At 59.6% G+C, this 24,206-nt stretch carries 17 protein-coding genes, 1 tRNA gene and 2 pseudogenes; 11 read left to right on the top strand and 9 right to left on the bottom strand.

Annotated elements, in window-relative coordinates:
- Positions 1-414: 414 nt before the first annotated feature.
- From HLUSI_RS0104545 to rapZ, 4 genes and pseudogenes are all read left to right on the top strand, one after another.
- Positions 415-921 (top strand): hypothetical protein, encoded by a 507-nt coding sequence (locus HLUSI_RS0104545; protein ID WP_085943989.1) that lies wholly within the window; start codon positions 415-417, stop codon positions 919-921.
- A gap of 176 nt (positions 922-1,097) precedes the next feature.
- Positions 1,098-1,571, top strand: coding sequence for a PTS sugar transporter subunit IIA (locus HLUSI_RS0104540; protein WP_016832849.1), 474 nt, complete (start codon positions 1,098-1,100; stop codon positions 1,569-1,571).
- Between the two features lie 91 nt (positions 1,572-1,662).
- Positions 1,663-2,597 (top strand): annotated as a pseudogene (hprK, locus tag HLUSI_RS26940) (HPr(Ser) kinase/phosphatase).
- A 133-nt stretch (positions 2,598-2,730) separates the two neighbouring features.
- Complete coding sequence (gene rapZ / locus HLUSI_RS0104530) at positions 2,731-3,594, top strand: RNase adapter RapZ (RefSeq protein ID WP_016832848.1); 864 nt, start codon at positions 2,731-2,733, stop codon at positions 3,592-3,594.
- Positions 3,595-3,628: 34 nt separating this feature from the next.
- On the opposite strand, the gene mutY is transcribed toward rapZ, so the two are convergent.
- Both mutY and mutM read right to left on the bottom strand, forming a co-directional pair.
- On the bottom strand, positions 3,629-4,744 hold the full coding sequence (mutY, locus tag HLUSI_RS0104525) for an A/G-specific adenine glycosylase (RefSeq protein WP_016832847.1): 1,116 nt from the start codon (positions 4,742-4,744) through the stop codon (positions 3,629-3,631).
- Positions 4,741-5,554: pseudogene (gene mutM / locus HLUSI_RS26935) on the bottom strand (bifunctional DNA-formamidopyrimidine glycosylase/DNA-(apurinic or apyrimidinic site) lyase). Before mutM ends, mutY begins: the two are co-directional and overlap by 4 nt.
- A gap of 306 nt (positions 5,555-5,860) precedes the next feature.
- Here mutM and HLUSI_RS0104515 point away from each other — a divergent pair.
- From HLUSI_RS0104515 to HLUSI_RS0104490, 6 genes are all read left to right on the top strand, one after another.
- Positions 5,861-7,627, top strand: a complete 1,767-nt coding sequence (locus HLUSI_RS0104515) for a tetratricopeptide repeat protein (RefSeq protein WP_016832846.1) — start codon at positions 5,861-5,863, stop codon at positions 7,625-7,627.
- A 45-nt stretch (positions 7,628-7,672) separates the two neighbouring features.
- Positions 7,673-8,308, top strand: a complete 636-nt coding sequence (locus tag HLUSI_RS0104510) for an outer membrane lipoprotein LolB (RefSeq protein WP_016832845.1) — start codon at positions 7,673-7,675, stop codon at positions 8,306-8,308.
- Positions 8,309-8,374: 66 nt separating this feature from the next.
- Positions 8,375-9,238 carry a 4-(cytidine 5'-diphospho)-2-C-methyl-D-erythritol kinase gene (ispE, locus tag HLUSI_RS0104505; protein ID WP_016832844.1) on the top strand — a complete coding sequence of 288 codons (864 nt, stop codon included), beginning with the start codon at positions 8,375-8,377 and terminating at the stop codon, positions 9,236-9,238.
- Positions 9,239-9,320: 82 nt separating this feature from the next.
- A tRNA-Gln gene (locus tag HLUSI_RS0104500) sits at positions 9,321-9,397 on the top strand.
- A 132-nt stretch (positions 9,398-9,529) separates the two neighbouring features.
- Positions 9,530-10,480 (top strand): ribose-phosphate pyrophosphokinase, encoded by a 951-nt coding sequence (locus tag HLUSI_RS0104495; protein ID WP_016832843.1) that lies wholly within the window; start codon positions 9,530-9,532, stop codon positions 10,478-10,480.
- 163 nt (positions 10,481-10,643) lie between these two features.
- On the top strand, positions 10,644-11,252 hold the full coding sequence (locus tag HLUSI_RS0104490) for a 50S ribosomal protein L25/general stress protein Ctc (protein WP_016832842.1): 609 nt from the start codon (positions 10,644-10,646) through the stop codon (positions 11,250-11,252).
- 99 nt (positions 11,253-11,351) lie between these two features.
- Here the strand turns inward: HLUSI_RS0104490 and HLUSI_RS0104485 are convergent, their stop codons facing one another.
- From HLUSI_RS0104485 to HLUSI_RS0104460, 6 genes are all read right to left on the bottom strand, one after another.
- A complete protein-coding gene (locus tag HLUSI_RS0104485) occupies positions 11,352-13,139 on the bottom strand; it encodes a M61 family metallopeptidase (protein ID WP_016832841.1) in 1,788 nt (595 codons plus the stop codon).
- Between the two features lie 241 nt (positions 13,140-13,380).
- The gene (locus tag HLUSI_RS0104480) at positions 13,381-14,838 is read right to left on the bottom strand and encodes a glutamate synthase subunit beta (protein ID WP_029363128.1); all 1,458 of its coding nucleotides are present in this window, start codon (positions 14,836-14,838) and stop codon (positions 13,381-13,383) included.
- Between the two features lie 113 nt (positions 14,839-14,951).
- Positions 14,952-19,613, bottom strand: coding sequence for a glutamate synthase-related protein (locus HLUSI_RS0104475; RefSeq protein WP_016832839.1), 4,662 nt, complete (start codon positions 19,611-19,613; stop codon positions 14,952-14,954).
- A gap of 158 nt (positions 19,614-19,771) precedes the next feature.
- The gene (locus HLUSI_RS0104470; RefSeq protein ID WP_016832838.1) at positions 19,772-20,533 is read right to left on the bottom strand and encodes a transposase; all 762 of its coding nucleotides are present in this window, start codon (positions 20,531-20,533) and stop codon (positions 19,772-19,774) included.
- Between the two features lie 110 nt (positions 20,534-20,643).
- Positions 20,644-21,609 (bottom strand): TerC family protein, encoded by a 966-nt coding sequence (locus HLUSI_RS0104465; protein WP_029363127.1) that lies wholly within the window; start codon positions 21,607-21,609, stop codon positions 20,644-20,646.
- 44 nt (positions 21,610-21,653) lie between these two features.
- Entirely contained in the window at positions 21,654-21,974 is a 321-nt protein-coding gene (locus HLUSI_RS0104460) for a TFIIB-type zinc ribbon-containing protein (RefSeq protein ID WP_029363126.1), read from the bottom strand.
- A gap of 115 nt (positions 21,975-22,089) precedes the next feature.
- On the opposite strand from HLUSI_RS0104460, the gene nhaR reads away from it, so the two are divergent.
- The gene (gene nhaR, locus HLUSI_RS0104455) at positions 22,090-23,001 is read left to right on the top strand and encodes a transcriptional activator NhaR (protein WP_016832835.1); all 912 of its coding nucleotides are present in this window, start codon (positions 22,090-22,092) and stop codon (positions 22,999-23,001) included.
- 184 nt (positions 23,002-23,185) lie between these two features.
- On the opposite strand, the gene HLUSI_RS0104450 is transcribed toward nhaR, so the two are convergent.
- Complete coding sequence (locus HLUSI_RS0104450; RefSeq protein ID WP_016832834.1) at positions 23,186-24,049, bottom strand: LysR family transcriptional regulator; 864 nt, start codon at positions 24,047-24,049, stop codon at positions 23,186-23,188.
- Positions 24,050-24,206 lie beyond the last annotated feature (157 nt).

The following is a 24,206-nucleotide window of genomic DNA, read 5'->3' as shown; positions in this document are numbered from 1 at the left end:
TGACTGCTTTATTCCATTATTATCGAGGGACTTTGTTACAAAACCATTACATCGCGGAGCCTGCCGCGTAACGCCCTGCCCTCGCGGCAGGCGGCGTTTCCGCTCATTTCGGCCGCAACATTTTGAAACGATTTATCGATATTGCATAAAACTTCTTGTGCAATGATCCGGTCTCACTCTCGACTCCATCGCCAGGCAATGCTCAATGCTCGTCCAGGGCATCGCTACGTCGATTTTTTACGGCGCAGAAATCTGGTCAGTTTCCTGCCGGCAGCAATCGTCTGTCGACACCATCAACAAATAGTAGAAATAGCCAATAAAAATATGAGCCAATTACTTTCCTCCTTTCGCTCCTCCCGCACCTTGCTTGCCGGCGCCTTTGCGCTCGGCTGCGCCGCGACTTCGCTTCCCGCCATGGCGCAACAGAGCGACGAATTCAGCTGGTGGCAATCCATCAAGGATCACGCCTCGGAAATCGTCGACAAGGGAGACGATGCGATTTACGTATCGGGATTGGCGCATCACGGCCGCAGCACCTATACCAAGGAAAAGCTCGACCAACTGAACGAGCACGCCTGGGGCCTCGGCTACGGCAAGACCATGCGCAACGAACGCGGCAACGACGAGTCGTTGTACGGTTTCGTGCTCAAGGATTCACATCGCCACCCGCAAATCATGGCCGGCTATGCCTATGAATGGGTTTATCCGATTGGTCATACGCCGCTGGAACTGGGCATCGGCGGCACCGCGATGCTGATGAGCCGGCAGGATTATTTCGGCGGCGTGCCGTTCCCGGTGCCGTTGCCGCTGGCTTCGATCGGCACCAAGAAAGCCAAGGTGATGTTTGCCTACGTGCCGCGCCTGTCGTCGAACAAGAACAGCGGCGACGTATTGCTGGTTTTCGGTCGCATCGAGATGTAATTTTTGCCGGAGCGTTTCGCCCGTAAAGCAAGCCTGTCGTACCGCTGCGGCAGCTTGCGGGGCTTCTTCCCGGCAATAGTGTTGTTTGCAATGAGGCAACACCGGAATTCATTGCGTAACTCCCAAAGAAGCCTATAATCCTGCACAAAAGCCTATCTAGCGCCTTCTTTTGTGTCATGACAAATCTTGCAAAAATCCTGTCCCCAGAGAACGTCATTCTGGATCTAGAAGTCTCCAGCAAAAAACGAGCATTCGAACAAGCCGGACTTACCTTTGAAAACAACAGCGGCATCGCCCGCTCGACCGTTTCCGAAAACCTGTTTGCACGCGAACGACTCGGCTCGACAGGACTGGGCCATGGAGTCGCCGTTCCGCACGGCCGCATCAAGGGCTTGAAAGCACCGCTGGCGCTGTTCATGCGTCTGGCCGAACCGATTCCTTTCGAGTCTCCTGACGGCGAACCGGTCAAGCTGCTGATCTTCCTGCTCATTCCCGACAATGTCACCCAGCAGCATCTGGAAATCCTGTCCGAAATTGCAGAGATGTTTTCGGACAATGCCTTCCGCAATGAATTGATCTCCGACCCGGACCAGGCGTCGGTCTATTCGCGCCTGGTAACCTGGCAGCCGTCGCTGGAAAAAACCAATTAAACGAAGCGCCGCGAACGATGCGATGTCGTTCGCACCGGTTGCTCATACAGCTCAACCACGCCATTGACCGCCCTATCGGAATCGGAGAACCATGCCTTCATTTACCGCGTTATCGATACAGCAACTGTATGAAGAAAATCGCGAATCGTTGCAACTGGGCTGGTTTGCCGGCTTCCCTGGCGGTGAACGCCTGATCTCCGGCGACGCCGCCTCCGCCGCCGACCAGGTCGGTCACTTGAACCTGATCCACCCCGGCCGCATCCAGGTCTTCGGCCACCAGGAAACCGAGTACTACCAACGTCTTTCGAACACCTCGCGCGCCTACCAGACCGCGGAACTGGTCGCCGGCGAACCGCCCGCCTTCATCATCGCGCAAGGCCTGGCGACCCCGCCCGACATCCTGGCCATCTGCGACGAAAAAAACATTCCGCTGTTCTCCACGCCGCTGCCGGCCGCGCAAGTCATCGATTACCTGCGCGTCTACCTGTCGAAGAAACTGGCGCAGCAGATCACCATGCACGGCGTCTTCATGGACGTGCTTGGCGTGGGCGTGTTGATCACCGGTGAATCCGGCTTGGGCAAAAGTGAGCTGGGCCTGGAACTGATTTCGCGCAGCCACGGCCTGGTGGCCGATGACGCGGTCGAATTTGCGCGCATTGCACCCAACATGATCGAGGGCCGTTGCCCGCCGCTGCTGCAAAACTTGCTGGAAGTGCGCGGCCTTGGCTTGCTCGACATCAAGGCCATCTTCGGCGAAACAGCGGTGCGCCGTAAAATGCGCCTGAAACTCATCGTGCATCTGGTCCGCCGCAGCACGCTGGAAGAAAATTACGAGCGCTTGCCGCTCGATGCGCAATTCGAAGACGTGCTCGGTTTGCCGATCCGCAAAGTGGTGATCCCGGTGGCGGCCGCAATATCGCGGTGCTGCTGGAAGCGGCGGTGCGCAACACCATCCTGCAATTGCGCGGCATCGACACGCTCAAGGAATTCATCGATCGCCAGCGCAAGGCGATGAACGGCGAATAAGCCGCGAACGGATAAAAGCAAAGTCAGGTAAAGATTTTCCACGCGCCGTGCACATAGACCGCGCAGGCGTTAAGCTGACAAAATACTGACCCAGACTCAGATTTAGACTCAGGCTTGGGGTATCATCCTACTCATGCGTATCGTCCTCATTACCGGCATATCCGGCTCCGGCAAATCGGTGGCTCTCCATGTACTGGAAGACGCCGGCTATTTCTGCGTCGACAACCTGCCGCCGGCCCTGCTGCGCAGCCTGGTGGAAACGCGTTTGAAAGAGGGCGACGACACCATGGCCGTGGCCACCGACGCGCGCAGCGCGGACTCCTTGGCCGGCCTGGGTCCCGATATCCAATGGCTGAAAGACCAGGGCCACGACGTCAAGGTGTTCTTCCTGACCGCCACCACCGAATCGCTGGTCACGCGTTTTTCCGAAACGCGCCGCAGCCATCCGTTGTCGCATCGCTTGCTGCCCAACCAGAATCCGAGCGATCGCATGACGCTGACCGAGTGCATTCACAAGGAGCGCGAAATGCTGAGCGCGGTCGAAGGGCTCGGTCACGTGATCGACACCTCCAACCTGAGCGCCAACAAGTTGCGCGCCTGGATCCGCGATCTGATCGACACCAGCCGCGCCAGCCTGACGGTGCTGTTCGAATCCTTCGCATTCAAGTTCGGGGTGCCGCTCGATGCCGACCTGGTGTTCGACGTGCGCATGCTGCCCAATCCGCATTACGACCTGCGGCTCCGGCCATTGACCGGGCGCGATGCACCGGTGATTGAATTCCTTGAGGATTTGCCGGCGGTACAGGATCTGCTCGGCGACATCCGCAACTTCGTGGAGAAGTGGCTACCATCGTTCAAGCGCGACAACCGCAGTTATCTCACGGTCGCCATCGGTTGCACCGGCGGTCAGCATCGCTCGGTGTACATCGTCGAGCAGTTGGCGAAACATTTTGCCGCGCAGGAAAATGTCGTGGTGCGGCATCGCCAGCTCGGCTGAGGCAGGATCGACGATGCCGACACCACCGACGACGTCAGTTCAGCAAGTCGTCCGTCTGCAATACCCCCAGCAATAATTTTTTGACCGGCGCCGGCAACGGCGCATCGGCCAGCTGCGCGATCGGATACCAGACATGGACCGATTCCGCGACGTGCAGATGACGCTTTTCCAGCACTACCTGGTACGGTGAAATATGCAGCTTGAAATGCGTGAAGACATGCGAGAACGGTTGCAGTTTGCGGCATGCCGCGATGACGCCGAACGCTTGCATCGCGCCCTCCACCGCTACGCCGAAGGCATCGGCATCTGAACTCGGCGGCAATTCCGGCAAGGACAGCAAGCCGCCCCAGATGCCGCTGTCGGGACGCTGCTCCAGCAACACGTCCTTGCCTTCGCTGACCACCAGCATCATGGTTTCCTTTTCCGGCACGGCCTTCTTCGGCTTGCGCACCGGCAGTTCCGCCGTGCGGCCGGTCGCCAGCGCCACGCAGCGCGGCGCCAGCGGACAGCGGTCGCAGGCAGGCTTGCCCCGCACGCACAAGGTTGCGCCGAGATCCATCAATCCTTGCGTATACGATTCCATGTCGGCCTGCGGCAGCAGCGCCACCGCACGGCGCCACAGCTGGTCTTCGACCGCTTTGGCGCCGGGAAAACCTTCCACGCCGAACACGCGCGCAAACACCCGCTTGACGTTGCCATCCAGAATCGCCGCGCGCTTGCCATAGGAAAACGCAGCGATCGCCGCCGCCGTCGAACGGCCGATGCCGGGAAGATCCGCCAGCAACTCAGGATCATCCGGGAAACGGCCGCCGTATTCCGCCGTCACGCGCTGTGCGCAACGATGCAGGTTGCGCGCACGGGTGTAATAGCCGAGTCCGCTCCAATGCGCCATCACCGCTTCGGACGGCGCCGCCGCGAGGCTCTCGACGGTAGGAAAACTCTGCAGGAATTTCTGATAGTAGGGAATCACCGCCGTGACCTGCGTCTGCTGCAACATGATCTCCGACAGCCAGATGCGATAGGCATCGCGTGTGTTTTGCCACGGCAAGGCATGGCGACCGTGCTGTTTTTGCCAGCCGATCACCGCGGCTGAAAATGTCGGATCGGCGAAATCCTGCGCCGCCTCGGTGTTGTTGAGGACGCGCTTCATCGCTGGCAGACCACGCAATAAAAGGTGGAGCGCTGGCCCTGCTTGATCTGCCGGATCGGCGTGGTGCAGATACGGCAAGCCTGGCCGGTGCGGCTGTAGACGAAATAACTTTGCTGGAAATAGCCCGACTGGCCGTTGACGGCGATGAAGTCGCGCAAGCTGCTGCCGCCCTGCTCGATGGCGGCGGCCAGCGTCTCACGAATTGCCGTCACCAATTTTTCATAGCGCGGCAGGCTGATCTTGCCGGCCGCCGTCTTGGGATTGATGCCGGCCTTGAACAGGCTTTCCGACGCATAGATGTTGCCGACGCCGACCACGATGTCGCCGGCCAGCAGCACCTGCTTGATCGGCGCGCTGCGGTTGCGCGTCTGGCGATGCAGCTCGCGCGCGGAGAATTTGTCTTCCAGCGGTTCCAGGCCAAGCCCGCGCAGCAGCGTGTGCTCTTCGATGTCGCCGTCGGCATTGTCATGCCACAGCACGGCGCCGAAACGACGCGGATCGGTTGATCGGCTTGCCGACCACCAGATCGAAATGATCGTGCTTTTGCGGCACGATACCCGGCGGCAAAATGCGCAGATGTCCCGACATGCCGAGATGCACGATCAGCGTGCCATGGTCGAAATTGATCAGCAGGTATTTGCCGCGCCGCCCGGTCGAACGGATGATGCGTCCGCTCAGCAGTTCATTCAGATTGACGGGAAACGGCCAGCGCAATCCGCTGTGGCGCGTCACCACTCCCGCGACCGTCTGCCCCTCGAGATGGGGAGCGACGCCGCGCCGGGTGACTTCTACTTCGGGTAATTCGGGCATGGAACGATGACTTTTGGCTGGACTGAGCTGGCTGAAGGCGGCAAACAGGATGACAAATAACGCGACAAATATAACGCGACAGATAACGAATGAAAGCGGATGCAAGCGAACAAGCGCAAGACGGCTATGATAGTGCAGATGCCCGGCAGATGCAGGCAGATGGTTTACACTCGCTTACACCAAGGAACACGCGGTTGAGCGTAAAATTAATATTTGCCTGTCCGCTGGTTCATTCTTGCCGGACTATTTCCAGATTACTCAGGATTACACTTGAAAAAACCTCTCGCCATTGTAACGCTCTCCCTCATGCTTTCCGCATGTGCAAGCCTGCAGCAACCCAGCGAGACCGATGCGGCTGCTGTTGCGGGCGGCAAGAAACAAACTCTGGTCAAGGCCTCATCCGCACGCAAGGGACAAGCGAAGGCCAAGGCCCAGCAGCCTGAAGACGTGGTGCCGCCGGTCGAGCTCAGCGAAGAAATCCTGTTCAAGATCCTCAGTTCCGAAATCGCCTTTCAGCGCGGCCAATGGCAAGCCGCCTACGTGACCTTGCTGGGCACCGCGCAGCAAACCCGCGATCCGCGCCTGGCCAAACGTGCCGCCGAAATCGCCCTGGCGGCGCGGCGCCCGAACGAAGCGCTGGCGGCGGTACGTCTGTGGACCGAACTGGCGCCGCATTCGGATGAAGCACTGCAAAATTACCTCGGCCTGATCATGTTGGGCGACAACATCGGCGAAATGCAGCCGCTGCTGACGCAACGCCTGGCCGAAGCTGCGCCGCAAGCGCGCGGCCCGATGATCCTGCAAATCCAGCGCCTGTTGAGCCGTGCACGCGACAAGACCGCTGCATTCAACATCCTGGAAGCGGTGACCGCGCCGTATCCGACGCTGGTCGAAACTCACCTGGCGCTGTCGCAAGGCGCATTCGCCAATCGCGACGCCGTGCGCGCACGCGACGAAGCCAACCAGGCGCTCAAGCTCAAGCCGGATTCCGAACTGGCGATCCTGACGCTGGCGCAAGTCACCCAGGATCCGCCGGAAGCCATGAAGCTGGTGGCCGATTTCCTGAAGAAATATCCTGACGCACGCGAAGTCCGAATCGCCTATGCGCGCGGCCTGGTTGAGCAGAAACAGTTCGAACAGGCGCGCAGCCAGTTCCAGGTTTTGTTGAAAGACGACCAGGAAGATCTGACCACGCTGTTCGCGCTGGGCATCCTGAACGTGCAAACCAATCATCTGCCTGAAGCCGAGACCTATCTCAAGCGCTACCTGCAGGTGCTGGCAACCCAGCCGGAAGATGAACGCGACCCGACCCAGGCGCTGCTGCTGCTGTCGCAGATCGCAGAAGAACGCAACGACATCCCGGGCGCACTGAAATGGCTGGAACAGGTCGAACCGGGTGAAGCCTACATCAATGTGCAGATCCGTCGCGCCCAGTTGCTGGCCAAGCGCGGCGACATCAACGGCGCCCGGGCCGTATTGCAGCAGGCGCAGTCCGAAGCCGGCAACGACCGCGAACAAATGCAGCTGATCCAGGGCGAAGCCCAGGTCCTGCGCGACGGCGAGCGTTACCAGGACGCCGCCGACGTGCTGTCGGCCGGACTCAAGCGCTTCCCGGAAAGCACCGACCTGCTGTACGACTACGCAATGGTCACCGACAAGACCGGCAACTACAAGGACATGGAAACCGCGCTGCGCAAGATCATCGAACTGGCGCCCAACAACCAGCACGCCTATAACGCGCTCGGCTATTCGTTCGCCGATCGCAATATCCGCCTGCCGGAAGCAGTTACCCTGATCAAGAAGGCCGTGCAACTGGCGCCGGAAGACGCCTTCATCGCCGACAGTCTGGGCTGGGCAGAATTCCGCTTGGGCAACCTCGACGAAGCGGAAAAGGAATTGCGCCGCGCCTACGCCCTGCGTCCCGATCCGGAAATCGGCATCCACCTCGGCGAAATCCTGTGGACGCGCGGCAAGCAGGACGAAGCCAAACGCCTGTGGCGCGAAGCCCAGTCGAAAGATCCGAAGAACGACGTCCTCAAGAGCACGCTGGATCGCCTCAAAGTGCAGTTGTAATGCCGGCGACGATTCAATGCTGATGCAAGGACACGGTTACCATCCATGATGCGATTTTTCAAACACGCGGCCGCGACCGGCCTGGTGCTGCTGGCTGCCGGCTGCGCCAGCCTTTCTCCGCAAGAGGCAAAGGACAACGGTCCGGCCCTGGAACGCCGCTACAGCGACGCCATCGATCTCAGCGGCCGGCTGTCGGTACGCTATGAACAAAATCAACGCGAAGAAGCCGTGCACGGCAGTTTTACCTGGAACCAGAGCGCCCGCCACGTCGTCGTGACCTTGTTGTCGCCGCTTGGACAAACCCTGGCCACGATCGACATCAAGCCCGGCATTGCCGTCTTGACACAGTCGGGCAAGCCGCCGATGACGGCGACCGACGTCGATATCCTCACCGAACAGGCATTGGGTTGGCCCTTGCCGATTTCAGGCCTGCGCGACTGGCTGCAGGGCTTCGGCCGCGGCGCCGACGGCAAACTGTTTGTAGCTCAGCCTGCGGCCGACACCGTACGCCTGACAACGCGCGACGGCTGGAACCTGAGCTACGGCGAGTGGCAGGACGGCGCCGCCAACACGGCCTCGAACCATCCGAAACGCATCGACCTGGCGCGCGAAACAAGACAAGCGGGCCCGGTCGCCATCCGTATCGTGATAGACAGCTGGAAAGCCGCCAGCGCTCCGTAATGAGTGCACCGAGGGCGCTTTGATGTTCTCTTTGACGTTCTTCCACCCGTTTTCCAGAGTCACTTCATGCCAGCAAGCCTTTTCGACTGCCCCGCTCCGGCCAAACTGAACCTGTTCCTGCACGTGACCGGTCGGCGCGCGGATGGCTATCACCTGCTGCAAACGGTGTTTCAGCTGATCGACCGTAGCGACGCGCTGGATTTCACGGTGCGCGACGACGGCGTCATCCATCGTGTCAACGACATCCCGGGCGTGCCTGCCGACACCGACCTGGTGGTGCGTGCCGCCCGCCTGTTGCAGGCCGCCAAACCGGAGCTGGGCGCCGACATCACCGTGCGCAAGCAATTGCCGATGGGCGGCGGCCTGGGAGGCGGTTCATCGGACGCCGCGACCACGCTGATCGTGCTTAATCATCTGTGGCAAACCGGGCTGACGCGCGCGCAACTGATGGCGCTGGGCCTGCAACTGGGCGCCGATGTGCCGTTTTTCGTGTTCGGCGGCAATGCCTTCGCCGAAGGCGTGGGCGAGGACCTTCTCCCTGTAAAAACCGCCGATTGCTGGTTCGTGGTGATCGAACCGGGCGTGTCCGTTCCTACCGCGATAATTTTTTCGTCGCAGGAATTGACAAGGGATACGAAAGTGGTCAAAATAACGGACTTTCCTGAAGCGCATAATCTTCTTCACAGCGGCTTCGGAAAAAACGACTTAGAAGTGGTGGCTGCCAGGCAGTTTCCTCCTGTCGCTGAAGCCATCAAGTGGCTCAGGACATTTGGGAATGCAAGGATGACCGGATCCGGCGCTTGTGTGTTCTGTGCTTTTGAACATGAACGCCAAGCCGACGAAGTGCTGAAACAAATGCCTTCACAGTGGGCCGCGTGGAAAGCCAAAGCGATGCAGGAACATCCTCTCGCCCATTTGACAAAGTCGTAGTCAAGAATTGGTTTGACGGCGAATGACAGACGATGCAGGCAAGAAGCGCACGGATCGTTCGACGGAAGACAGCAGATTGCGTAGGGGAATCGCCAAGTTGGTTAAGGCACTGGATTTTGATTCCAGCATTCCAAGGTTCGAATCCTTGTTCCCCTGCCATTAAATTGGGCAATAGTGAAGCGCCCATAAAGAAATAGAAAAGCCAAAGAGATAAGCCGCCAACGCAAGACTGTACCAGTCAAGCATTGTCGGCTTTTCGACTTTTAAACGATTGCATTCAGGGATACCCACATGGCAAACGAAAACCTGATGGTTTTTACCGGCAGCGCCAATCCAGAACTGGCGCAAGGCGTCGTTGAAAAACTCGGTATCCCTCTGGGCAAGGCCAATGTGTCGAAGTTCTCCGACGGCGAAGTGATGGTCGAGATCAACGAAAACGTCCGCGGTAAAGACGTCTTCGTGCTGCAGTCCACTTGCGCACCGACCAATGACAACCTGATGGAAATCATGATCATGGTCGATGCGTTGAAGCGTGCTTCCGCCGGCCGCATCACTGCTGCCATCCCCTACTACGGTTATGCCCGCCAGGATCGCCGTCCGCGTTCCGCCCGTGTTGCGATTTCGGCCAAGGTCGTCGCCAACATGCTGCAGGAAGCCGGCGTTGAACGCGTCCTGATCATGGACCTGCACGCTGACCAGATTCAGGGTTTCTTTGACATTCCGGTCGACAACATCTATGCATCGCCGATTTTGCTGGGCGATCTGGTGAGCAAGAACTACGACGACCTGCTGGTCGTCTCGCCTGACGTCGGCGGCGTGGTGCGCGCCCGTGCGTTGGCGAAGCGCCTCGGCTGCGACCTGGCGATCATCGACAAGCGCCGCCCGAAGGCGAACGTGTCGGAAGTCATGAACATCATCGGTGAAGTCGAAGGCCGCAACTGCGTGATCATGGATGACATGGTCGACACCGCCGGCACGCTGACCAAGGCTGCCGAAGTATTGAAAGAGCGCGGCGCCAAGAAAGTCGTCGCCTACTGTACCCACCCTGTTTTGTCCGGCCCGGCGCTGGACCGCATCGCCAATTCGCCGCTGGATGAACTGGTCGTCACCGACACGATTCCATTGTCGGACGCCGCCAAGGCCTGCGGCAAGATTCGCCAACTGACATGCGCCAGCCTGCTGGCCGAGACATTCAAGCGCATCAGCAAGGGCGACTCGGTGATGTCGCTGTTTGCAGAATAGGTTTTAGAGATTCAGCTTTAAAGATTTCAGCTTTAAATTCAGCTTTAGATTCAATTCAGGTTTCAGTTTCAATCCCGTCATGCAAATGACGGGATCCTTGAATCCCCTGGTCGCGGGGGATTTTTAACGCGAGACGAAAGTCCCGCAACCTTTGGAGTTTCACATGAAAGTTATCGCATTTCCACGCAAAGAGCAGGGGACCGGAGCGAGCCGCCGCCTGCGTATTGCTGGTCAAACACCAGCCATCGTCTACGGTGGCACAGCTGCACCGCTGAACATCGCTCTGGACCACAACGCGCTGTACCACGCGTTGAAGAAAGAAGCCTTCCACTCGTCGATCCTCGACCTGGAAATCGAAGGCAAGGTCGAACAAGTTCTGCTGCGCGACTTCCAAGTCCACGCCTACAAGCAACTGGTTCTGCACGTTGACTTCCAACGCGTCGATGCATCGCAAAAGATCCACGTCAAGGTGCCTCTGCACTTCGTGAACGCTGAAGTCTCGCCAGCCGTCAAGCTGTCGTCGGGCATCATCAGCCACGTCATGACCGAACTGGACATCTCCTGCCTGCCCAAGGATCTGCCGGAATTCGTTTCCGTCGATCTGGCGAAGCTGGAAGTCGGTCACTCGATCCACTTGGCTGACCTGAAATTGCCAAACGGCGTGGCCGCTGTTTCGCAAGAAAACCTGACAGTTGCTACCGCTTCGGTACCGGCAGGCAAGGTTGAAGCTGAAGGCGAAGCACCTGCAGCAGGCGACGCTGAAGCGAAGTAATCTTCGATTCTGCAAAGCATCGGCAGCAAATAAAAAACCCGCTTCGGCGGGTTTTTTATTGTCCGCCCGGCGCAAGAAGCCGGGCACAGCCAATCGGAATCAGCCCAGCCAGGACTTGCGCTTGCGCACCGCGGCCGCCGGCTTGGCCTCTGACGTCAATGCCGTCTGCGGCGCATCGTCGTTCTTGAGCTTCACCGAGAAGCTCATCAGCTCATCGCGCCGGAACACATGCAGGGCCACCACGTCGTTTTCACGATAGCGCGCCAGCAAGCCGTCCGCCCCGGTCGGCGGCACGCGCAAACCATCCAGCGCCACCAGCTTGTCGCCGGCCGACACACCGGCGCGATGCCCTGCCCCGCCTTCGTAGACATTCGCCACCTTGGCGTCGGCGCCGTCGCGCACCACGCGCAGGCCGAGGGACGGCTTGCGATCCTTGCCGGCGTCGTCGAATTTGATCGCCATATCAGGCAGCAACTGCGCGAACGGCAAGTCTTCCGTGCCGCGGATGTAGCGATCGAAGAAGCGCTTGAGCTTGACGCCGCTGACGGCTTCGAACAAGGCTTCAGCCTCCTCTTCACCCAGGCCGTGGCCGCCGTTGCGGCTATAGAACTGGCGACCGTATTGCTGCCACAGCGCCAGCATGACGTCGTCGAGCGACTTGCGCCCATTGGTTTCGCTGCGGATCGTCAGGTCCAGCGCCAGCGCCACCAGCGAACCCTTGGTGTAATAGCTGACGATGGCGTTGGGGGCGTTTTCATCCTGGCGGTAGTACTTGACCCAGGCGTCGAAGCTGGACTCCGCCACGCTCTGTTTGCGGCGGCCGCTGCCGCGCAGCACGCCATTGATGGTCTTGGCCAGCATGCCCAGGTAAGCGGCCTCGTCGATCAGGCCGGTGCGCACCAGGAACAGGTCGTCGTAGTAACTGGTGAAACCTTCAAACAGCCACAGCAGCGAGGTATAGCCTTCTTCGCGCAGGTCGTAAGGGGCGAACACCGCCGGCTTGATGCGCTTGACGTTCCAGGAATGGAAGTACTCGTGGCTGCACAAACCCAGGTAAGTACGGTAACCGTCGCTCAGCTCGCTCTTGCCCTTGACCGGCAAATCGCTGCGTGCGCAGACCAGCGCCGTCGAAGCGCGATGCTCAAGGCCGCCGTAACCGTCGCCGACCACCATGGTCATGAACACATAGCGCGACATCGGCGCGCGCTTGCTCTTCGGCTCGAAGAACGCGATCTGCGCTTCGCAGATTTTCTTCAGATCGGCCGACAGGCGCGGCAGATCGAGGTTCGGCACCTGGCCGGTGATCACGACGTCATGCGGCACGCCGTGCGCGGTGAACGTCGCCAGTGCGAAGGTCCCGAGCTCGACCGGATGATCGATCAACTCGTCGTAATCGGCGGCGACATACGTGCCGAAACCATAGCGTTTTGCCTTCAGCTCGGACAAGGACGTCGCCACACGCCAGCGCTTGTAGGCGTCGCCGGCCGGACGACGGATGTCGACGACGTGTTGCGACTGCTCCTGCCCTTCCACGCGCAGGAATACGCTGGTGCCGTTGAAGAAGGCGTGGGTCTGGTCCAGATGTGCGGTGCGCACCGACAAGTCCCAGGCATAGACCTGATAGCTCAGCGTCAGCGGGCCGGTGCACGGCGAGGCTTTCCACGTGTGTTTGTCCAGTTTGCGCAGCGCGACTTTCTTGCCGCCGGCTTCTGCGCGCAGCTGGACGATGTTGCGCGCGAATTCGCGAATCATGTAGCTGCCGGGAATCCACGCCGGCAAGGAAAATACCTGGCCGTCGGCAGCCGGCGCATCGACCCTCAGGGTGATGTCGAACACGTGGGCGGCGCAGTCGTTGGAGGTGATGCTGTAGTGAATCGGGGTCGTCATGTTGTTCTTCGGTTATCGTCGGCAGGAGCGACGGCAGGCCGTGTCTGAAAAGTGAAATTCCATTGTACTTGAGCAAGCCGGATCCGGGCTGACACCCGGCTGATTTGGGTCGCTCCGCAATCTTCCGGCGCCTGATCCGGAAAGTAAAAAAGCCGGAAAGACTTTCGTCGATCCGGCTTCTGCTTCGTTTACTGTATTTGCTGTATTTGCTGTATTTGCTTTATATGCTGTCGCATCAGTATCAGCGCGGCAGCACCGACGAACCCATCAGGAACTCATCGACTGCGCATTGACGGCCTTCGCGAATCGCCCAGACCACCAGCGACTGGCCGCGGCGCATGTCGCCGGCAGCGAAGACCTTGTCGACCGAAGTCTTGTAGCAGCCTTCGCCATCGGTGGTGGCCTTGGCGTTGCCGCGCTGGTCCTTGTCGACGCCGAACGATTCCAGCACTTGCTGCACCGGCGAGACGAAGCCCATGGCCAACAGCACCAGGTCGGCCTTCATTTCGAATTCCGAGTTCGGCACTTCCTGCATCTTGCCGTCCTTCCATTCGACGCGCGCGGCGATCAGCTTTTCAACCTTGCCGTTCTTGCCTTCCAGGCGCTTGGTCGCCACTGCCCAATCGCGATCGCAGCCTTCTTCATGCGACGAGGATGTGCGCAGCTTGGTTGGCCAGTACGGCCAGACCATCGGCTTGTTTTCCGTTTCCGGCGGTTGCGGCATCAGTTCGAACTGGGCCACGGAAGCGGCGCCGTGACGGTTCGATGTACCGACGCAATCGGAGCCGGTATCGCCGCCGCCGATCACGACCACGTGCTTGTCGGTCGCCATGATCTGGCCCTTGAGCTTGTCGCCGGCGTTGACCTTGTTTTGCAGCGGCAGGAATTCCATGGCGAAATGCACGCCCTTCAATTCGCGGCCGGGCACCGGCAAGTCGCGCGGCAGTTCTGCACCGCCGGCGATGACGACGGCGTCGAAGTCTTTCTTCAGGTCGTCGGGGGAAACCGTTTCCTTGGACCAGTTGGTGATGTTGGCCGGGAAATCCTTGCCCACCAATGTGCTGGTGCGGAACACGACGCCTTCGGCCTGCATCTGCTCGACGCGCAAATCGATGTGCGACTTTTCCATCTTGAAGTCGGGGATGCCGTAACGCAGCAGGCCGCCGACGCGATCGTTCTTTTCGAACACGGTCACATCATGGCCGGCACGCGCCAGCTGTTGTGCCGCGGCCATGCCGGCGGGACCGGAGCCGACTACGGCGACTTTCTTGCCAGTCTTCACGGCAGCCGGTTGCGGCGTGACCCAGCCGTTTTCCCAGCCCTTGTCGATGATGAAGTGCTCGATCGACTTGATGCCGACCGCGTCGCTGTTGATACCGAGTGTGCAGGCGGATTCGCACGGCGCCGGGCAAATGCGGCCGGTGAATTCCGGGAAGTTGTTGGTCGAGTGCAGCGTGTCCAGCGCTTCCTTGTAGTCGCCGCGATAGACCAGGTCATTCCAGTCGGGAATGATGTTGTTGACCGGGCAGCCGTTGTTGCAGAACGGGATGCCGCAATCCATGCAGCGTGCGCCTTGCACTTTGGCTTCCGCGTCGCCCAGGTGCAGGACGAATTCCTTGTAGTGCTTCATGCGCGACTGCGGCGCTTCGCTCGCCTCTTTCAGGCGCTCATATTCCATAAAGCCGGTTACTTTACCCATTTTCCACTCACATTCTTCGCTAAGGATAGGCGGCGGGCGATTCTGTCGTTGTCGTTATCAGAATCGCCGGCCTTGCGTTATTTCAGATCTGGCCGAGGGCCGAGGGTTGCGGCTTACGCCGGAACCTTGTCCTTCGGGGCCGCTTTGGCTGCATGGAGTTCGCCCAGCGCACGTTTGTACTCGGTCGGGAAGACCTTGACGAACTTGCCGCGCGACGCCGCCCAGTTGTCCAGCAGGTAGCGCGCACGCGTGCTGCCGGTGTACTTGAAGTGACGCTCGATCAGGCCGCGCAGGATGACTTCATCGGTCTGGCCGTCGCCGCCGCGTTGCAGGCTGTGCCAGATGGCGCGATCGGTCGAGGCTTCCTGTTCGGTGTCGGACAGGACCTTGTCGAGCGCTACCATGGCCAGGTTGCACTTGCCGGCGAAGTCACCGGCTTCGTCGTAGACGTAAGCAATGCCGCCGGACATGCCCGCTGCAAAGTTGCGGCCGGTTGCGCCCAGGACGACGACGGAGCCGCCGGTCATGTATTCGCAACCGTGATCGCCGGTGCCTTCAACCACGGCGATGGCGCCGGAGTTACGCACGGCGAAACGCTCGCCGACCACGCCGTTGATGAACGCCTCGCCGGACGTTGCACCGTACAACACGGTATTGCCGGAGATCATGTTGTCGACCGCACGGCCGCGGAACTCGGTGTTCGGACGCACGATGATGCGACCGCCCGATAAGCCCTTGCCGACGTAGTCGTTGCCTTCGCCGACCAGGTCCAATGTCACGCCGTGCGCCAGGAACGCGCCGGCCGATTGGCCCGCGGTGCCTTGCAGCTGGATGTGGATGGTGTCGTCCGGCAAGCCTTCATTGCCGTAACGCTTGGCCACCTCACCCGACAACATGGCGCCAACGGTGCGGTTCAGGTTGCGGATCGGCGAAATGAAGGAGACCTTCTCGCCTTTTTCCAACGCGATCCTGGCTTGTGCAATCAGCTTGTGATCCAGCGCCTTGTCCAGACCGTGATCTTGATTTTCGGTGTGGAAGTACGGCGTCGCGCTGACCGGTTGATAGAAGATCTTGCTGAAGTCCAGACCTTGCGCCTTCCAGTGCTGGATAGCCTTGGTGCGGTCCAGCAGATCGGAACGGCCGATCAGTTCGTTGAAGGTACGGATGCCCAGTTGCGCCATGATCTGACGTACTTCTTCGGCGATGAAGAAGAAGAAGTTGACCACGTGCTCAGGCTTGCCGGAGAACTTGGCGCGCAGGACGGGATCCTGTGTCGCCACGCCGACCGGGCAAGTGTTCAGATGGCACTTGCGCATCATGATGCAGCCTTCGACCACCAGCGGCGCGGTGGCGAAACCGAACTCGTCCGCGCCCAGCAGCGCGCCGATGACGACGTCGCGGCCGGTCTTCATCTGGCCGTCGGCCTGCACGCGGATGCGGTTGCGCAAACCGTTCAGCACCAGCGTCTGCTGGGTTTCGGCCAGGCCGAGTTCCCATGGCGAACCGGCATGCTTGATCGAGGACAGCGGCGATGCGCCGGTGCCGCCGTCATGGCCGGCGATCACGACGTGATCCGACTTGGCCTTGGCGACGCCTGCGGCAACCGTGCCGACGCCGACTTCCGACACCAGCTTGACCGAGATCGAGGCGCGCGGATTGACGTTCTTCAGATCGTGGATCAGCTGCGCCAGATCTTCGATCGAATAGATGTCATGGTGCGGCGGCGGCGAAATCAAACCCACGCCCGGCACCGACACGCGCAATGTCGCGATGTAATCGGTGACCTTGTGGCCCGGAAGTTGACCGCCTTCGCCCGGCTTCGCGCCTTGCGCCATCTTGATCTGGATCTGGTCGGCGGAGATCAGGTATTCAGCCGACACGCCGAAACGACCGGAAGCCACCTGCTTGATGCGCGAACGCAGCGAGTCGCCGGCTTGCAGCGGGATGTCGACTTCGATGACGTCCTTGCCGATTTCCGACGCCAGGGTTGCGCCCTGCTTGATCGGGATGCCCTTGAGTTCGTTGCGATAGCGATTGACGTCTTCGCCGCCTTCGCCGGTGTTGGACTTGCCGCCGATGCGGTTCATCGCGATCGCCAGCGTGGCGTGCGCTTCGGTCGAGATCGAACCCAGCGACATGGCGCCGGTGGCGAAACGCTTGACGATTTCCTTGGCTGGTTCGACTTCATCGATCGAGATCGCCTTCGACGGATCGATCTTGAATTCGAACAGGCCGCGCAAGGTCATGTGGCGCTTGGACTGATCATTGATGATCTGCGCGTATTCCTTGTACGAATTGAAGTTGTTCGCGCGGGTCGAGTGCTGCAGCTTGGCGATCGCGTCCGGCGTCCACATGTGTTCTTCGCCGCGGATGCGGAAGGCATACTCGCCGCCGGCGTCGAGCGCATTGGCCAGAACCGGATCGGCGCTGAAGGCAGCGCGGTGCAGGCGCAGCGCTTCTTCGGCGACTTCGAACACGCCGATGCCTTCGACGTTCGATGCGGTGCCCTTGAAGTACTTGTCGACCAGCGCCTTGTTCAGGCCGATGGCTTCGAAGATCTGCGCGCCGCAGTAGGACATGTAAGTCGAAATACCCATCTTCGACATGACCTTCAGCAAGCCCTTGCCGATCGCCTTCTGGAAGTTGTAGATCGCCTTCTCGCCCGACAGCTCGCCCGGCAGGCCCTTGGCCATTTCGCTCAACGTGTCCATCGCCAGGTACGGGTGGATCGCTTCCGCGCCGTAACCTGCCAGCAATGCGAAGTGATGGGTTTCGCGTGCGGAACCGGTGTCGACCACCAGACCGGTCGACGTACGCAAGCCCTTGCTCACCAGGTGCAAGTGGATCGCCGAAGTCGCCAGCAATGCTGGGATCGCGACTTGTTCGGAATCGACCTTGCGGTCCGAAATGATCAGGATGTTGTGACCCGACTTGACCGCGTCGACGGCCTTGGCGCACAGCGAGGCCAGGCGTGCTTCGATGCCTTCCTTGCCCCACGCGACCGGGTAGCAGATGTTCAGCTCGTGCGACTTGAACTTGCCGCCGGTGTGCGCGCTGATGTTGCGCAGCTTGGCGATGTCGGCGTAGTCCAGAATTGGCTGCGATACTTCCAGGCGCATCGGCGGGTTGATGTTGTTGGTGTCGAGCAGGTTCGGACGCGGGCCGATGAAGGACACCAGCGACATGACCATGGCTTCGCGGATCGGGTCGATCGGCGGGTTGGTCACTTGCGCGAACAATTGCTTGAAGTAGTTGTAGAGCGTCTTGTTCTTGTTGGACATGACTGCCAGCGGCGAGTCGTTGCCCATCGAACCGATCGCTTCTTCACCGGCCGACGCCATCGGCGCCATCAGGAACTTGACGTCTTCCTGGGTGTAGCCGAACACTTGCTGGCGATCCAGCAGCGGAATGGTCGAACCGGATTCGACCGGCTCGGCCTTGAGTTCGTCGAGCTTGACGCGCACCGACGAAATCCATTGCTTGTACGGCTTGGCATTGGCGTAGGTGTCCTTCAGCTCCTTGTCGTCGATGATGCGGCCGGCGTCGAGGTCGATCAGGAACATCTTGCCCGGTTGCAGGCGCCATTTCTGGATGATCTTCGATTCAGGAATCGGCAGCACGCCGGATTCCGACGCCATCACGACCAGGTCGTCGTCGGTGACGATGTAGCGCGCAGGACGCAGACCGTTGCGGTCGAGCGTGCCGCCGATGTGACGGCCGTCGGTGAACGCCAGGGCGGCCGGGCCGTCCCATGGTTCCATCATCGCAGCGTGGTATTCGTAGAAGGCGCGACGGTTGTCGTCCATCAAAGTGTGATTTTCCCAGGCTTCCGGCACCATCATCATCATGGCTTGCGCCAGCGGATAGCCTGCCATCAGCAACAGTTCGAGCGCGTTATCGAAGCACGCGGTGTCGGACTGACCTTCATAGATCAGTGGGAACAATTTCTTCAGGTCGTCGCCCAGCACGGCCGATTGCATCACGCCTTCGCGTGCGCGCATCCAGTTGAAGTTGCCCTTGACGGTGTTGATTTCGCCGTTGTGGGCGATCAGGCGATAGGGGTGGGCCAGCGGCCATTCCGGGAAGGTATTGGTGGTTGGCGCCAGCGCGGAAACACAGCGCGGATCCTGCAGGTCCTTGTAGTACACGCCGACCTGGTCGGCCAGCAGCAGGCCCTTGTAGACTACCGTGCGCGCCGACATCGACGGCACGAAGAATTCCTTGCCGTGGATCAGGTTCAGCGCCTGGATGGCGTGGCCGGACGACTTGCGGATCACATACAGTTTGCGTTCCAGCGCATCGGTGACCATGATGTCCGGACCGCGACCGATGAAGATCTGGCGAATGACCGGCTCTTTTTCACGCACGGTCGGCGACATCGGCATGTCCATGTCGACCGGCACGTTGCGCCAGCCCAGCACGACCTGGCCTTCAGCCAGCACCGAACGCTCGATTTCCTGTTCGCAGGCGATGCGCGAGGCGTTTTCCTTCGGCAGGAAGACCATGCCGACGCCGTATTCGCCTGGCGGCGGCAGTTCGACGCCCTGCCTGGACATTTCTTCGCGATAGTACTGATCCGGAATCTGAATCAGGATACCGGCGCCGTCGCCCATCAGCGGATCTGCACCGACCGCACCCCGGTGGTCCAGATTCTTCAGGATGAGCAAGCCTTGCTCAACGATGGAATGGTTTTTCTTGCCCTTGATATGGGCGATAAAACCGACACCACAGGCGTCGTGTTCATTAGCTGGGTCGTATAGGCCTTGCGCGTGCATAACGGTGCTCCACCACTTTGAGAGTAAGGGTTTAAGGATAGTGCACTGCACCCAAATCTTCAATAAGAACAAAAGGGGTCAGAGTAAAATTTAAATCCCTGGAATTTTCAGTAATTTTTAATTAGGGACAGAGTAATGCATGCTCATGATTCAATTCCCTAACTCTTTGTATTTACGAGAGTTATCCCAGGGGTGTTGCCCGCCGCATTTTCTTCTGAGGATGCCGCTTCATCAATTTTCTTCACCGGCCGGCCCCGCTTTGCAGGACTGACACGGCGGCTGACCTGCTTTTCCAAGCCGCTTTTGTACTCCTCCGCACCCAGCGCCCAACCTTTTAGCGTCGCCTGGGTGATTGCATCAATCTCGGCCTGCCCCAGCGATTGCTCCGCTTGCAGCTTGTAGGCGATTTCCCGGTCAAACGGCGTATTGCCCAGCGCCCAATACACGCTGTGGTCGGTAATCAGCGGGTCCGGCTTTGCGCCAATGTGATGCATGTAGCTTGACCAGGGATAATCCAGGGCGCTGCCGACCAGGCCGTTGCGCACCGGATTGAGCTCGATGTAGCGACTGCACAGCAGCAGGTAGCGCTCCGCGTCCAGCACCGTGGCCTTGTAGCGTCCTTGCCACAGGGTGCCGCTGCGCTGATATTTCTGGTTGATATGGGGCACGTAATACCGGCCTACCCACTGCATCATTCGTGCCAGCCCCTCAGCGTCCACCGGGGTAGCCAGCAAATGCACGTGGTCCGGCATCAGGACATAGGCGTGGATGGCGACCTTGAAGCGCTTCGCGCCCTCCTTGAGCCAGTCGAGGAAAACGGCATGGTCGGCGGCGTCGCGGAATACGACCTGGCCGTCATGGCCGCGCTGGATGATGTGGTGTGGCTGATGCGGAACAACCAGGCGGGGCAAGCGAGCCATAGGAAAAGGAATGGAGAATCAGGAATGAAATCAAAAAAAGAGCCGGAGCGATTCACGATTGTAAATCACTCCGACCCTAATTTATTCAGCCTTCACGGATCCAACCCCCGTCAGGCCGACATTTTCTTTTTTGACAACACCAGACTGATCAGCACCGATGCCACCAGGATGGCGGCAACCACCAGCAGCGACACCATCACCGGAATGTGGAACCAGTACGCCAGCAGCATCTTGCCGCCCACGAACACCAGCACCAGCGCCAGACCGTACTTGAGATAGTGGAAACGATCCGCCACGTCAGCCAGCAGGAAGTACAGCGCCCGCAAACCCATGATCGCAAACATGTTCGACGTGAACACGATGAACGGATCGGTGGTGATCGCAAAAATCGCCGGGATGCTGTCGACTGCGAAGACCAGGTCCGTCACTTCAATCAGGATCAGCACCAGCATCAGCGGCGTGAAATAGCGCACGCCGTTGCGCATGGTGAAGAACTTCTCGCCGTCGTACTCATTGCTGATGCGCATGTGCTTGCGCAAGAACTTCAGCAGCGGGTTGTCGTTGAGGTCGCTTTCCTTGTCCGCAAAGATCAGCATCTTGATGCCGGTCACGACCAGGAATGCGCCGAACAGGTACATGATCCAGCTGAACTGCGCGATCAGCCAGGCGCCCAGCAAGATCATCACGGCGCGCATGATAATCGCGCCGACCACGCCGTACAACAACACGCGCCGCTGCATTTCCGCAGGCACCGCGAAGTAGCCGAAGATCACCAGGAACACGAAGATGTTGTCCACCGACAGCGACTTCTCGATCAGGTAGCCGGACAGGAACTCCAGGCTCTTCTGGTTCGCGAATTCACGGCCGATGCTGTGATCCAGGTACCACCACAGCAAACCGCTGAACAGCAGCGCCAGCATTACCCACGCCACCGACCAGCCCAGCGCTTCCTTGACGGTCACCTTGTGCGCATGGCGACCGCCCAGCACCAGCATGTCGAACGCCAGCATGCCCAGCACAAACACAATGAATCCGCCCCACATCAGCGGACTTGCAAAACTTTCTACACCGTTCACGGCATTTCCCCTTTGTTATTCAAGTGCATCGATGCATTGATACGTCAGTCGAAATCGAAGATCTCGCCCAGAAAACCCTTCTTCTTGCGCGAGCGGTAATCCGAATGATCCTTGTACTCGCGGCCGTGGCCGAAGCGGTCATCGTAACCGCGCTGCTGCTGTTGCGGCGGCATCGGCGGCGCATATTGAGGCGGCGCCGGTGCGCGGGCAGCTACTTGCGGCGCCACGGCCTGCGCGCGTTCAATCAACTTGTCGAGCTCGCCGCGATCGAGCCAGACGCCGCGGCATTGCGGGCAGTAATCGATTTCCACGCCCTGACGATCGCTCATGCTCAGATTGACGGTAGTGCAAACGGGACATTTCATGATGGGCCTCCATGGCTGTGCAATAGACAGGTGCCACTTTAGCCAAATCCGATACTCTTGAAAATTCGAATATACTTTTCATTATCTTCGTAAAAACCGATGTATTGAAAACACCATGGCCGCGCTCAACTACAAACACCTGCACTATTTCTGGACCGTCGCCAAGACCGGCGGCATCGCGCGCGCCGGCGAGCGCCTGCATCTCACCGCGCAGACCATCAGCGGACAGATCACGCTATTCGAGGAGACGCTCGGCTACCGCCTATTCAACCGCGTCGGCCGCAAGCTGGAACTCAACGACGCCGGCCGTACCGTGTTTGCCTATGCCGACCAGATTTTCACCCTCGGGGAAGAGCTCGAAGAAGTGATGCGCTTTCGCCCCGGCGGCAGGCCATTGCAATTCCGTGTCGGCGTCGCCGATGCCGTGCCCAAGACCATCGCCTACCTGCTGCTGGAAACCGCATTGAAACTGGAGGATCCGGTACGCATCGTCTGCCGCGAAGGCAAGCTCAACAACCTGCTCGGCGATCTCGCCATTCACCGGCTCGACATCGTCATCGCCGACAGCCCGATGCCCGGCAATATCGACGTGCGCGGCTACAGCCACTTGCTCGGCGAATGCAGCACCAGCTTTTTCGCCACGCCGGCGCTGGCCAAAGCACACAAGAAGAATTTTCCGCAAAGCCTGGATGGCGCGCCCTTCCTGATGCCAGGAGAGGACGCAGCAGTGCGTCCAAAATTGCTGCGCTGGTTCGAGAAGGAAAAGATACGTCCGCAGATTGCCGGCGAGTTCGATGACGGCGCCTTGCTCAACGCATTCGGCGAAGCCGGCACCGGCATCTTTGCCGCTCCCTCTGCGGTTGCGGCGCAACTGAAGCAGCAACTCGGTGTGGTGCAGATCGGCCAGACCGAGCAGATCACGGAACAGTTCTATGCGATTTCGGTGGAACGCCGCCTGACGCATCCGGCGGTGCTGGCGATCCAGTCTGCTGCACGCGAAAGCCTGATCATTCCGAAAGGGAAATGACCGTGCAAAAAGCGAAGCACAAAGAAAAAACCCCACGCGCCTTGCGGCTCGCGGGGTAAATCCCATTCTCGGGGGAGAGAATGGAGGGGGAAACCAGACTATAAAAAAAGCATTGCCGGACCGCAGTGTTTTTTACAAATTGTTACGCCGCCCGGAGCGGCCGCGCCTGATTGCACCGTTGGTGTCAGGACTCAGTCAGCAACAGCGTGCGCAACGCATCGTAAACTGTTGTCTGCTGATCATGCCGGCAAATCAGATACGTGGTGATGCGGCCTTCTTTTCCTAAAGAATAGGTCGAAAAATTCTGTTGTCCATGCATATTTAATATCGTTCGCGGAACAAAGGCGATCCCGGCGCCTGCCGCCACGCATGCCAGCATTGCATGATACGACCCCAGCTCGAGCAGACGCGCCGGCCGACGGCCCTTGATCGTTCCTGAAGCGAACCAGTGTTCGGCGCGCTTGCGATAGGCGCAACCTTGTTCGAACACAATCAGCGTCTCGACTGTGAGGTCGTCCGGGCTCTTCACCCGTGCATGCCCGCGCGGCACCACGATCACCAGTTCTTCCTGGTACAGCGGCGTTGCCACAAAGACATCGTCATCGATGGGGCCGGCCACCAACGCGGCATCCAGCTTGAAAGCACGCACCTGGTCGATCAGCATCTGCGACGCGGACGTGGTCAGTTCCAGCTGCACCTCGGGCCAGCGCTGGTGGAACGCCGCCAGCGGCGCCGGCAAACGGCTGGCGGCGGTGCTTTCCATCGCGCCCACGCGCAACCGGCCGCGCGGTCCTTGCGGCAGCACCGCCTGACGCGCCTCCTGCACCAGACCGAGGATGCGCTCGGAATAATCCAGCAAGATCTCCCCGGCCGGCGTCAGCAACAGACGCTTGCGATCGCGGATGAACAGCGGCACGCCGACCGACTCCTCCAACTGGCGGATGCGGGTGGTGACATTCGACTGCACGCGATGCAGGCGCTCCGCGGCGCGCGTGATGCCGCCCTCGCTGACCACGGCGCGAAAAATTTCAAGTGCGGCAATTTCCATGTCGTTCTCCTGTGGATTGCGGGGGTACCTCGCCAACTCCACCAATCCTCGCTTCAATAAGTTTCATCAACCATCCCCAAAACAGATGAATCCATTCTTATTATTCATTTTTTAGGATGGTAAAGACAAGCTACCATTAGGTCATCAGCAATATTCG

It is taken from the genome of Herbaspirillum lusitanum P6-12, from assembly GCF_000256565.1.
GTDB classification, from domain to species: Bacteria; Pseudomonadota; Gammaproteobacteria; order Burkholderiales; family Burkholderiaceae_D; genus Herbaspirillum; species Herbaspirillum lusitanum.
This window is presented reverse-complemented; position numbering and strand designations above follow the sequence as displayed.